This window comes from Pseudomonas sp. P5_A12, assembly GCF_056400685.1.
Genome location: NZ_JBFUKU010000174.1, coordinates 1 through 11,960, shown reverse-complemented (window position 1 = coordinate 11,960; position 11,960 = coordinate 1). Strand labels below are relative to the sequence as shown.

Here is an 11,960-nt window from a genome sequence, read left to right as displayed (position 1 = left end):
CCTTGGCGTCCTGCAATTGTTGCAACCACTGTTGACGTTGGCGGATCTGTCGGCGCTGCCAGGCGATCCAGCCTAAAGCCAGCAAGAGCATCGAGGCGGCGGCGGCAAACGCCTGCAAGATGGCTGGACGATGACGCAACCAATAGCTGTCATCCACCACCACATCATTGCCCCAGCGGGCGACCAAACCATCCATTTCTTCGGGCGAGATGCTCAGCAACGCCTTGTTCAAGATCGATTGCAATTCCGGAGCATCGCGGTCCATTGCCATGGCGATGCGCGCCGGTTCGTCGCCCACAGTGCTTCTGATCCGTAAACGGCCCTGGTAATAGCGGGAAATCAGGTAACGGGTCATGAACAACGAACTGACTGCCGAGTCGGCCTGTCCTTTCATGACCAATTCCAAACCTTGCGCCGGGTTTTCAACATCCACCATGCGCACGCCTGGCACCCGCGACTGAATGAATGCGCGCACCGGATGGTTGTGATAAATCGCCAGCCGTTTACCGGCCAAGTCGTCCAGCGACCTGGGGCTATCGGGCGTGCTGGCACTGACCAGCGTGTACGGATTGGTCATATAGGGGCTGGTAAAGTGCAGATCTGTGACACCTTCTGTGGCCGGGATGATGGCGGGTATGACGTCGATCTCGCCAGCCTTGAGTCGCTGAATCTGTTGGTCAAGGGAACGGCCCCGTAGCACGTTGAAGTTCAAACCGCTGCGTTGGCTGATCAGCGTCAGCAATTGCGCGGTCAGCCCGCTGAATTGCCCCTCGGCATTGAAAAATGTCAGCGGCGCAAAGTCCTCGACCACCCCGACATCCACCTGTGGGTGACGGTCCAGCCAGTACTGTTCACTGGCGCTCAATTTGACTCGCGACTGACTTAACCTGTTGACCCTGCCGGCGCTCCAGCGCTGATCGATAGCCGCCCGTTGATCCAGAGGGATCGCCGCCAACGTCTTGTCGATGATGTCCTTCAAAGGGAGGTTTTCCCTGGCCAGTGCAAATCCGAACGGGTTTGCGTCGAGGCCGGACGGCCCCATCAACTGAACGTCATTGAGGTAATTATTGTTGATCAGGTAATTGGCACTGATGAGGTCCCCCAGGTACACGTCATCTTGCCCGTACGCCACCGCGCCAAGTGCATCGAGCGCTGATGGATAACGTTGCAGGCTGGCCTCTGGATAAAACGCTTCGACCGTCTGCACCGGCAGATAGTCATCGACCATGGCAATGCGTTTACCCGCAAGATCCCCAGGCATGCGCTCGTCCAGTCGGGTGACCAGCATCGGCTGATCTTGCGCATAGGGGCTGGACAGGATCAACTCGGGGTCGGCCACTTCGAAATTGTTCGAGGTCCCGAGTAAATCAAGTCCATCGTTTTTCAGTGCCGCCATGGCCGCTTTCCGCGTGCCATAACGCTGAACTTCAATGGGAATGTTCAACAGTTGCGCAATCAATTGGGCGTAATCGGCAGTGATGCCTTCCAGCTCATCGTGATTGCGCGTGACTTCGAAGGGCGGGTAATCCGACCCGCTCACTCCAAGTCGCAGGACACCCTTGCTGCGCAGCCATTGCCGGTCCTTCTCATCCAATTGGACCTCGTAACCCTCCACCGTCGAACGCCCCAGCAGCTGCAAGGACTTCGGCTGGTTATCCCTGGCCGCCAGCGCCGGCGGCACCAGGCATAACATCAAGGCGCACAACAGGATTCGCACGTTCAGGCGCCCTCAGATCAAGTGATTGCGTATGGCAAAATCGCGCAGGTGAACGGCCGCCTTCACGCCGAGTTTTGCGATCAAACGGGTCTTGTAGGTGCTGACTGTCTTGTGGTTCAGGTGCATCGCCTCGGCGGTCGCCTTGTTTGTCGTCCCCCGGGCCAGGTACTGGAGGATGGTCAGCTCGCGGTTGGAGAGTTTGTCGATCATTTGTTTTTCGCTTTGCTGCAGCGCGTCCATTGATACGCTGGGCAACTGCGCGAAATAGGTGTACCCGGCCATCAACGCGTGAATGGCCTTGTGCAATTGACTCAAAACGTTGGTCTTGGCGACATACGCCAAGGCCCCGGATCGCATGCAACGTTCCTGGAAAAACAGCGGGTCGAGTGAGGTGAATACCAGCACCACACACGACAAGTTGCTGGCTTTGATTCGCGTCAGAACATCCAGCCCGTTACCGCCGGGCATCACCAGGTCCAGAATCACCAGATTAACTTCGTGCTCACGGAGTATCGCCGATGCCTCACCGACGCTGGAGGCTTCATGAATCTGATTGAAACCTTCCCGCTCAAGTACCAGTTTGACTGCGGCGCGAACTACCGGATGATCGTCCACAATCAGCACTGACTTCATGGTAACTCCCTGTGCAAAAAATCGACGATGAGGCCACGAATGCCCGCCGGAAAAGCCCGGAATGCACGCAGCATCTGCGCGAAAACTCTTACATGACCAGGAGATGAGAACCACCTGTCACAAATGACAGTTCCGACGATCGGTCACCTCGATACAACCCGCCATTTGCGGGTATTGCACCGTCAGGAGATGACGTGGAAGGATCGACACTCAACATCAGGCCCTGGATGCACTTCAGATCAGGAAGCGCCACAGGACTCACATGAATCGTCTGTTTTACGCTGAAAGGCATCGGCACCCATCGCGCAGGCTGGTCGTTGAAAACCAGGGTATGACGCACCTGGCAGTTATCGAGGAAGAACCCGCGCAGATCCAATGATCCAGCGGCCAAAGAGGCATTTATGACCACCAGATCTAACGGCTCGCAACCGTACTCGACCAGGGTCAACAGCTCTTCAATCTTTTGAACCGGTGCCACCCGGTAGTAGCCCAAATGGTTGAACAGGCGCTCGACCTTCATCCGGTGAAAGTGTTGCTCGTCGGCAATCAGGATTCGTAATGCTTTGTTCGTCAAAGTGAAGTCCGCCGGGTATCAAGGTGGGGCGCAAGACTACGGAAGCCTGATACCGGTTTATGTAGGACTTTTCCTATATGCTCGGTCTCCCTTTCTGATTTCAACGAGGGCTCAAGGCCGGATCTGTGATTCGTCGCGCGGTTGCAGCCAGCGCAAAAAATCCTCGCCACTCATCGGTCGCGCATACCAGTAGCCCTGTCCCAGAGTGCATCCAAGAGCCAGCAATTGCTGGCGTTGCGCTTCGGTTTCGATGCCTTCTATCACCACCGACATGCCCAAAGATTTGCCCAGCGCCAAGGTGCTGCTGATCACCGCCCGGCATCGCGGCTCATGTTCCAGTGTGCGGACGAAACCGCCATCGAGCTTGATCTCGTTAAACGGCAGCTGACACAAGCGTTGCAGCGAGGAAAACCCAGTACCAAAGTCATCGATCGACAACCGGCACCCCATCATCCGTAAGCGCACCAGGCTTTTCAGGCTGGTGGCCGGGGCTTCCAGCAGGCCGCTTTCGGTCAATTCAAACGTCAGGTTCGAGCCACAGGTGTTGTGGCGAGCCAGCATGGCCTTGATGGTGGACGTCAGTTCGCCGCTGGCCAATTGCACCGCTTGCAGGTTGAACGCCATGTTCAGGGAAAAACCCTGTGCTGCGGCACGGCGCCGCAGGTTTAACGCCTGATCCAGCTGAGAAAACAGTAATTCGTCGAGTAACCCGTAGCGCTCCAGCACCGTGATGAATTGCGCGGGCGAGATCACCCCCTGCGTCGGGTGCATCCAGCGACAAAGCACTTCGACGCCACAGACTTCTGCGGTGTGCAGGTTGAATTTGGGTTGATACCAGGCCTGCAATTGCTGTTCGGCCAGTGCACCACGGACCGCCTCTTCGCTGGCCAGGGTGACGGAGGTCGTTGGGCACTGCGGGGTGGCCAGCCGGTCGAGGGGCTTTTTCAGCAGCTCGGCCAGACCCTGCATAGGCAACGGCTTGCCCACGTCACCCAATAGCTCAAGCCCAAGCAGGGCAACCATTTGATGCACCACCCGGCGCAGCTCCGCGGACAGTGAACTGCTGATGATGATCGCCTTGACTTGCCCTGTCGCACCTACGTGCTGCAAAAACTCCAGTCCATCCATGCCCTCCATCTGCAAATCGCACAGGGCAACATCAACCGGGCCGACCGCTTGCAGCACCGCCAGCGCCTGGGCTCCGTCACGGGCCTCAAAGACCTCGCCACAGCCCAGAGCTTGCAGCATCCTGACCGCGACTGAACGCTGGAAAGCGTGATCTTCAAGTACTAAAACGCGGAGCGGCAGCAGGGGCATGGTGATCGACTCGGCGATGGCAGAAGGGAGGATGAGTGTCCTCCAATCGGGCGCCCGCCTCGTTAGGAAACGTCGCAAGTTTTGGCGGAAATTTCCTAAATATCGAGCGGCTCCAGCAGCATGCCAAGGATCTGTCGATCCAGTGTGCGGATCAGGCTCGGTTGGCGTCGGTGGTTGGCGTAAATTGTCTCTGCCTTCGGCTGACCGCGCCGCGATTCGTGAATCACGCCGTAACGAATCTGAGAGTTGCTCTGAAAAAACCTCACCGGATCAATACCCGGTGTCGCCAATAGCTCACCGTTGATGATCATCAGATCAAAGTGTTCGGTCGGCTTCGAGGAGTAGTGAGTCAACGCCAACAGCTCCCGGAGCGAGGTCGCCAGCGTGAAGCCGCAATAGCCTAGTTCGCTTAGGAATTGTTCGATGTTTCGGCAACGAAAGTACTGTTCTTCGACGATCAGGATTCGACAGTATTTATAGGACATGGGATTCAACGATCGCGAAAAAGTAAGAGCTGTGGGCTCAAGTAAACGTCACGTTCATCAAAGCATCATGAGCCCTCTATAGGAAATATCTGAAAGTGAGTGAATTGATTTCAAGTTCTTACAAGAACGCCGCTTCGGGATGACCGAAGTGCGGGTGATGGGGGAATCGTGGGGCGCTTCAGGAAGGGGTCTGGATTCAGATTGGGTAGTGTTCTTCAGGGCCCCTTCGTCGGAAYGCCGCCCGGRGCCGGCTCGCTCCCACTTTGGCCCTGCATACACAGTTCCATTAGGGGAGCGAGCCGGCYCCGGGCGGCRTTCCGACGAAGGCGGCCTCACAGGCGCCGAAATTCTCAGCTGGCCGTGGCCAACAACAAGTCCACCACCGACCGCCCATGCCCACGATGCTTGCCATGCTCATACAACGAACCGGCAATCTCATCCGCCCGAATGGGCAGGATCGACAACAAGGTGTCACTCAACCCATGGCTCGCCTGGCAGAAACCCTGCATATAGATGCCGGCCTTGCAGCGCTCATCGGTGATCAGTTTGTAGTTACGATCCACCTCGTAATCACCCAGGTACTGTTCCAGCGGCGCCAGCAGTTTGCGGTGCATCTGCCGCTCATAACCGGTGGCCAGCACCACGGCGTCGTAATGACGAACCGTAACTTCACCGGTGGCGTTGTTGCGCACCGCCAGTTCGATACCGTGCTCGGTGGCGGTGGCTTTTTCGACGGTGGTCAAGGTACGGAACGCATGACGTGCGATGCCCGAGACTTTCTGGCGATAGAAGATGCCGTAGATGCGTTCGATCAGGTCGATGTCCACCACCGAATAGTTGGTGTTGTGGTACTCGTTGACCAGGCGCTCGCGCTCGCTGTGGGCTTGCTGGAACACCAGGTCGGTGAACTCCGGCGAGAACACTTCGTTGACGAACGGGCTGTCATCCGCCGGCTTCAGCGCAGAGCCGCGCAGGATCATGTCGACTTGCACCGACGGGAAGCTGTCGTTCAAGTCGATGAACGCTTCCGCCGCGCTCTGCCCGCCGCCAATGATCGCGATGCTCATCGGCTGGTTGTTCACACACGGTTGCCTGGCCATTTGCGCCAGATACTGCGAGTGGTGGAACACGCGGCTGTCATCCTTGAGCGACTTGAATGCGTGTGGAATGCGCGGCGTCCCCCCCGCACTGACCACCACTGAGCGCGTGGTGCGAACATGCTGATGACCTTGGGCATCGCGCGAAATCACCCGCAACGCTTCGACTTGCTGGCTGTGCAGCACCGGCTCGATGGTCAGCACTTCTTCGCCGTAACGGCTCTGCGTTGCAAATTGCGCGGCGACCCAGCGCAGGTAGTCGTTGTATTCCATGCGGCACGGATAGAAGGTGCCAAGGTTGATGAAGTCCACCAGACGACCGTGATGCTTGAGGTAGTTGACGAAGGAATACGGGCTGGTCGGATTGCGCAGTGTCACCAGGTCCTTGAGGAAGGAAATCTGCAACTCGCTTTGGGTCACCAGGGTGTTGCCGTGCCAGCGGTAGTCCGCCTGCTTGTCGAGAAACAGAACATCCAGCTCGCCCTGGCTCGGCCCGCGCTCTTGCAGAGCGATGGCCAGCGCCAGGTTCGAAGGGCCGAAACCGACGCCGATCAGGTCGTGAACGATGGGCGATGCAATTGCCTGTGTCATTTCCAGTGTCCTCTGGATGAACCCCTCAACTGATGGGGAGTAAGCCTAAGTGACCTGACCGGCCTTGGCAGGTCAGCAGGTCGTCTGTTGAGTAGGAACGAGGACAGTGAAATAAAATTTAACCAGCAGGGATCAATGGGCGTCCCACTGGCGCATCCGCACCCGGCAATGCTTCATCGCATTGACGATGTGCTTTTCCACCAAGGCCCGCGAAATGCCCAAGCGTTCGGCGATCTCCGGGTGGGACAGCCCCTCGATCTTGCGTAGCAGAAAACTGTCGCGACACAGCGGTGGCAATTCCTCCAAGGCACGCTGAAGCATTTGCAGGCGTTGGCCGTGATCGAGGCTGTTGTGCGGCGATGGCGTGAAGTAGCGTTCTTCGGTGTCGAGCACGTCCAGCGATTCGACCTGACGCAGGGCGTTGCGTCGATGATCGTCGATCACCAGATTGAGGGCCGTGCGATACAGAAACGCCCGCGGCTGTTCGATGGGCGTGTCGCTGGAACGCTCCAGGACCCGCACATACGCGTCATGCACCACATCTTCGGCCACCTGGCGGTTGCCTAGCTTGGCGTTCAGGAAACACACCAGCTCGCGATAGTAGTTTTCCAACATGACTCCCGGCCGCTGGGATGCGGTTTCTATCCTTGAGCCCCCTCGTCGACCGCCGAAATAGGCAGTGGCACGATAGTGGCAGTTCGAGGCGCGTAATTTATAGTAATTCTCATGTAGATTTAAAGTATTGGTTTGCCTTGCCCGATAAATAGTCTTGAGCTACAGGTGTAACCCCATGTGTCGACACCTAAATTCCCCGCGACATGACTCGTTTACAGGACAGCTCCCCGTCTCTGTCGACTCCCCCGACAGCGTTCGGCTGCCGCCATTGCTTGCGCGCAGGATGAACGACGGGCCGATACCCCTTGGCCGGAACCCTGCATGAAACGTCCCCGACAAACCCGGCGCGCCCTGCTGGTAGCACTGTGTCTGATCCCCGTTATCGCCGTCGCCGCCTGGCAGGTCATCCCGCCCGGTCGCGACAAATTCGCCACCGCGCCCGTCAGCCGTGGCGATATTGAAAGCAGCGTCACGGCGTTGGGCACGCTGCAACCGCGGCGCTATGTCGATGTCGGCGCTCAGGCCTCCGGACAGATCCACCAAATTCATGTGGAGGTCGGCGACGTGGTCAAGGAAGGACAGCTGCTGGTAGAAATCGACCCGTCCACGCAACAGGCCAAACTGGACGCCGGGCGTTTCTCCATCGAAAACCTCAAGGCGCAGCTCCAGGAGCAACGGGCCCTGCACGAACTCGCGCGGCAGAAATACCAGCGCCAACAGAACCTCAAGGCCGGCGGCGCCACCCGTGAAGAAGACGTGCAAACCGCTCAGGCCGAATTGCGCGCCACCCAGGCGCGCATCGACATGTTCCAGGCGCAGATCCACCAGGCGGAAGCCAGCCTGCGTAGCGATCAGGCCGAACTGGGCTACACCCGCATCTACGCACCGATGTCTGGCACCGTGGTCGCCCTCGATGCCCGGGTCGGCCAGACGCTGAATGCGCAGCAACAAACGCCGCTGATTTTGCGTATCGCCAAACTGTCGCCCATGACCGTTTGGGCCGAAGTTTCGGAAGCCGACATCGGCCACGTCAAACCCGGCATGAATGCCTGGTTCACCACCTTGAGCGGTGGCAGTCGTCGTTGGAGCAGCACCGTGCGGCAGATTCTGCCTGTACCGCCCAAGCCACTGGACCAGACCAGTCAGGGTGGCGGCAGTCCGGCCAGTTCGAGCAAAAGCGGCAGCGCGCGCGTGGTGCTGTACACCGTGTTGCTCGACGTCGAGAACGCCGACAACGCGCTGATGGCAGAAATGACGACGCAGGTATTTTTCGTTTCCGACCAGGCGAAAAACGTCCTCACCGCGCCCATTGCCGCATTGCAAGGTGGCGCTGAACCGGGCAACCAGACCGCGCACGTCGTAGCCAAAAACGGCAGCATCGAGCAGCGCGAAGTGCGCACCGGAATCAGTGATCGCCTGCGGGTGCAGATCCTCGATGGCTTGCAGGAAGGCGATCACCTGCTGATCGGCCCGGTCGACGGGAGTGGCGGCTGAATGCAGACGCCCCTGATCGAGCTGCAAGACATTCGTAAAGCCTACGGCGGCGGCGACTCTCCCGAAGTGCATGTGTTGCGCGGCATCGACCTGTCGATCCATGCCGGGGAGTTCGTGGCGATTGTTGGCGCCTCCGGGTCCGGCAAGTCGACGCTGATGAACATCCTCGGCTGCCTCGACCGCCCCACTTCGGGTGAATACCGCTTTGCCGGGGAAAACGTTGCCGGGCTCGACAGTGACGAACTGGCCTGGCTGCGCCGTGAAGCCTTTGGTTTTGTATTTCAGGGCTATCACCTGATTCCGTCCGGCTCGGCCCAGGAAAACGTCGAGATGCCGGCCATCTACGCAGGCACTCCAGCCGTCGAACGCCATGCCCGCGCCGCCGCCCTGCTCGACCGCCTCGGCCTGGCCTCGCGCACGGGCAAYCGTCCGCATCAACTCTCCGGTGGCCAGCAACAACGGGTGTCCATCGCCCGCGCCTTGATGAACGGCGGCCACATCATCCTCGCCGACGAACCCACCGGCGCCCTCGACAGCCATAGTGGTGCCGAGGTCATGACGTTGCKCGACGAACTGGCGAGCCAAGGCCATGTGGTGATCCTGATCACCCACGACCGTGAAGTCGCGGCTCGGGCCAAACGCATCATCGAAATTCGCGACGGCCTGATCATCAGCGACAGTTCCCGCGATAACCCTGAAGCTCAGTCCTCAGCCAACCCCGGCGCGTTGCAAGCCGTGGACTTGCGCAAGCGTCTGAGCGAAGGCGCCGAAGCCACCGGCGCGTGGAAAGGCGAACTGATCGATGCGGTGCAAGCGGCGTGGCGAGTGATGTGGATCAACCGCTTCCGCACAGCGCTGACGCTGCTCGGGATCATCATCGGCGTGGCGTCTGTGGTGGTGATGCTGGCGGTGGGCGAAGGCAGCAAACGCCAGGTCATGGCGCAGATGGGTGCGTTCGGCTCGAACATCATTTACCTCAGCGGCTCGGCCCCGAATCCGCGTACCGCGCTGGGCATCGTCACCCTCGATGACGTCGCGGCGGTGGCCAGTCTGCCGCAAGTGATGCGGATCATGCCGGTCAATGGCCAGGAAGCCGGGGTGCGCTTCGGTAACCTCGACCACCTGAGTTACGTCGGAGGCAATGACACTAACTTTCCGGCGATTTTCAATTGGCCGGTGGTCGAAGGCAGCTACTTCACCGAGGCCGATGAACAAAACGCCGCAGCGGTCGCGGTGATCGGCCACAAGGTGCGGACCAAACTGCTCAAGGACGTGGCCAACCCGATTGGCCAATACATCCTGATAGAAAACGTGCCGTTTCAGGTGGTGGGCGTGCTCGCGGAAAAAGGCGCCAGCTCCGGCGACTCGGACAGCGACGACCGCATCGCCATCCCCTATTCCGCCGCCAGCGTCCGGCTGTTTGGTACTCATAACCCCGAATACGTGGCCATCGCCGCCGCCGATGCGCGCAAGGTCAAAGAGACCGAAAAAGCCATCGAGCAACTGATGCTGCGTCTGCACAACGGCAAGAAAGATTTCGAACTGACCAACAATGCCGCGATGATCCAGGCTGAAGCACGCACGCAAAACACCCTGTCGCTGATGCTCGGTTCGATTGCCGCGATTTCGCTGCTGGTCGGCGGTATTGGCGTGATGAACATCATGCTGATGACGGTGCGCGAACGCACCCGCGAGATCGGTATTCGCATGGCCACCGGCGCCCGCCAGCGCGACATCCTGCGCCAGTTTCTCACCGAAGCGGTGATGCTCTCGGTGGTCGGCGGGCTGGCCGGGATCGCCCTCGCGCTGATGGTCGGCGGTGTGCTGATTCTCAGCGAAGTCGCTGTCGCATTCTCCTTGATAGCGGTGCTCGGCGCCTTCGGCTGCGCCCTGGTCACCGGTGTTGTCTTCGGCTTCATGCCGGCCCGCAAAGCTGCCCGACTCGACCCGGTCACGGCCCTTACCAGTGAATGATCTTTCCATGAAGCCGCCACTCAGTCTGTTGACGCTCTGCCTGTTACTCGGTGCTTGTGGCACTCCCGCCCAGCACCCGGAAAGCGGCCTTCAGCCGCCCGCCGCCTGGCAATCACCGCACAATGAAGGCACTACCCACAGCAACCAGCAATGGTGGACGCAGTTTGGCAGCCCGCAGCTGGATCATCTGATCGAACAAGCGCGCGTCGGCAGTTTCGATCTGGCCGCGGCCATCGCCAGGGTGCGTCAGGCGCAGGCGGAAACGGTGGTGGCCGGCGGGTCGCAGCTGCCGCAGGTCACGGCGGGGTTGAATGCCAACCGCCAGAAACTGCTGCGCGGCAATGGCTATAGCCAACTCGATGCCGACAGCGACAACAACGCGGTGGATTACTTCAACGCCAACCTCAGCGCCAGCTACGAAATCGATTTCTGGGGCGGCCAACGTGCTTCCCGGGACAGCGCACAGTTTGCCTTGCAGGCTAGCCAGTACGATCAGGCCACGGTGGAATTGACCCTGCTCAGCAGCGTTGCCAGCGGCTACGCACAAACCCTGTCGCTGCGCGAACAAAGCCGCATCGCCGGGTTGAACCTGGCGAATGCGCAGAACGTGTTGAAACTGGTGCAGACGCGGTTTGATTCAGGCTCGGCGACCGCGCTGGAACTGGCGCAGCAAAAAAGTCTGGTCGCGGCGCAACAACGGCAATTGCCGCTGGTGCAGCAACAGGCCCAGGATGCTTCGATCAGCCTCGCTGCCCTGCTCGGCCGGCCGGTGCAGCAATTGCCGTTGAGCCTGGAAAATTTTGATCAACTGTCATGGCCGACCATCGACGCTGGCGTACCCAGTGAACTGATCCGCCGCCGCCCGGACATTGCCCGTGCCGAAGCGCAATTGGCGGCGGCACAGGCGAATGTCGCCGTGGCCCGCGCCGCGATGCTGCCGACCGTGACCTTGAGCGCAGAAATAGGCTCGGGCGCCGACCGCGCTGGCGATATGTTGCGCAACCCGTTTTACAACCTGACCGCAGGCCTGGTCGCACCGATCTTCAACAATGGCCGCCTCGGCGCCGAACGTGACAAGGCGACGGCCCGCCAGGAAGAGCTGCTGGAGACCTATCGCAGCGCGATCATCAACGGATTCGCCGACGTCGAAAAAGCGCTGAACAACATTCGCGGGCTGGATCAACAGCGGCAGTGGCAAGGTGAAGAACTGAAACAGGCGCAAACCGCGTTTGATATCGCGCAGAGCCGCTATCAGGCCGGGGCCGAGGATTTGTTGACGGTGCTGGAGACGCAACGCACCTTGTATGTGGCCCAGGATCTGAATGTGCAGCTGCGGTTGTCGCGGTTGCAGGCGAGTTTTGCGTTGTACACGGCGTTGGGAGGGGGGTGGCAGGTTTTGTGATGATCGTTCCCACGCTCCGCGTGGGAATGCCTCAACGGACGCTCCGCGTTCGGCTCTTGAG

The 11,960-nt window shown here is 59.6% G+C and carries 10 protein-coding genes; 3 read left to right on the top strand and 7 right to left on the bottom strand.

The features are described from left to right. The 7 genes from AC1DSG_RS20700 to AC1DSG_RS20670 all read right to left on the bottom strand — a co-directional run. On the bottom strand, positions 1 to 1,717 hold a 1,717-nt coding region (locus AC1DSG_RS20700; protein ID WP_477792551.1), incomplete at its 3' end, for a transporter substrate-binding domain-containing protein. Positions 1,718 to 1,729: 12 nt separating this feature from the next. After that, a complete protein-coding gene (locus AC1DSG_RS20695; protein WP_477792550.1) occupies positions 1,730 to 2,350 on the bottom strand; it encodes a response regulator in 621 nt (206 codons plus the stop codon). Between the two features lie 88 nt (positions 2,351 to 2,438). Further along, a complete protein-coding gene (locus AC1DSG_RS20690; RefSeq protein WP_477792549.1) occupies positions 2,439 to 2,924 on the bottom strand; it encodes a response regulator in 486 nt (161 codons plus the stop codon). Positions 2,925 to 3,035: 111 nt separating this feature from the next. Beyond that, complete coding sequence (locus AC1DSG_RS20685; RefSeq protein ID WP_477792548.1) at positions 3,036 to 4,172, bottom strand: EAL domain-containing response regulator; 1,137 nt, start codon at positions 4,170 to 4,172, stop codon at positions 3,036 to 3,038. A gap of 164 nt (positions 4,173 to 4,336) precedes the next feature. Next, entirely contained in the window at positions 4,337 to 4,726 is a 390-nt protein-coding gene (locus AC1DSG_RS20680; RefSeq protein ID WP_477792547.1) for a hypothetical protein, read from the bottom strand. Positions 4,727 to 5,076: 350 nt separating this feature from the next. Continuing rightward, entirely contained in the window at positions 5,077 to 6,414 is a 1,338-nt protein-coding gene (locus AC1DSG_RS20675) for a lysine N(6)-hydroxylase/L-ornithine N(5)-oxygenase family protein (RefSeq protein WP_477792546.1), read from the bottom strand. 132 nt (positions 6,415 to 6,546) lie between these two features. Next, positions 6,547 to 7,029, bottom strand: a complete 483-nt coding sequence (locus AC1DSG_RS20670; RefSeq protein WP_477792545.1) for a sigma-70 family RNA polymerase sigma factor — start codon at positions 7,027 to 7,029, stop codon at positions 6,547 to 6,549. Between the two features lie 321 nt (positions 7,030 to 7,350). Here AC1DSG_RS20670 and AC1DSG_RS20665 point away from each other — a divergent pair, with 321 nt between their 5' ends. The 3 genes from AC1DSG_RS20665 to AC1DSG_RS20655 are packed head-to-tail and all read left to right on the top strand — an operon-like array spanning position 7,351 to position 11,899. Then, a complete protein-coding gene (locus tag AC1DSG_RS20665; protein ID WP_477792544.1) occupies positions 7,351 to 8,523 on the top strand; it encodes an efflux RND transporter periplasmic adaptor subunit in 1,173 nt (390 codons plus the stop codon). Continuing rightward, positions 8,524 to 10,497 carry a MacB family efflux pump subunit gene (locus tag AC1DSG_RS20660; RefSeq protein WP_477792543.1) on the top strand — a complete coding sequence of 658 codons (1,974 nt, stop codon included), beginning with the start codon at positions 8,524 to 8,526 and terminating at the stop codon, positions 10,495 to 10,497. Positions 10,498 to 10,504: 7 nt separating this feature from the next. Further along, positions 10,505 to 11,899 carry an efflux transporter outer membrane subunit gene (locus AC1DSG_RS20655; protein WP_477792542.1) on the top strand — a complete coding sequence of 465 codons (1,395 nt, stop codon included), beginning with the start codon at positions 10,505 to 10,507 and terminating at the stop codon, positions 11,897 to 11,899. The last annotated feature ends 61 nt before the right edge of the window (positions 11,900 to 11,960 follow it).

Bases quoted from the DNA above. Each gene is read 5' to 3' on its own strand.
- AC1DSG_RS20695 (WP_477792550.1), bottom strand. From the start codon at position 2,350: ATGAAGTCAGTGCTGATTGTGGACGATCATCCGGTAGTTCGCGCCGCA.
- AC1DSG_RS20655 (WP_477792542.1), top strand. From the start codon at position 10,505: ATGAAGCCGCCACTCAGTCTGTTGACGCTCTGCCTGTTACTCGGTGCT.
- AC1DSG_RS20670 (WP_477792545.1), bottom strand. From the start codon at position 7,029: ATGTTGGAAAACTACTATCGCGAGCTGGTGTGTTTCCTGAACGCCAAG.
- AC1DSG_RS20665 (WP_477792544.1), top strand. From the start codon at position 7,351: ATGAAACGTCCCCGACAAACCCGGCGCGCCCTGCTGGTAGCACTGTGT.
- AC1DSG_RS20680 (WP_477792547.1), bottom strand. From the start codon at position 4,726: ATGTCCTATAAATACTGTCGAATCCTGATCGTCGAAGAACAGTACTTT.
- AC1DSG_RS20685 (WP_477792548.1), bottom strand. From the start codon at position 4,172: ATGCTGCAAGCTCTGGGCTGTGGCGAGGTCTTTGAGGCCCGTGACGGA.
- AC1DSG_RS20675 (WP_477792546.1), bottom strand. From the start codon at position 6,414: ATGACACAGGCAATTGCATCGCCCATCGTTCACGACCTGATCGGCGTC.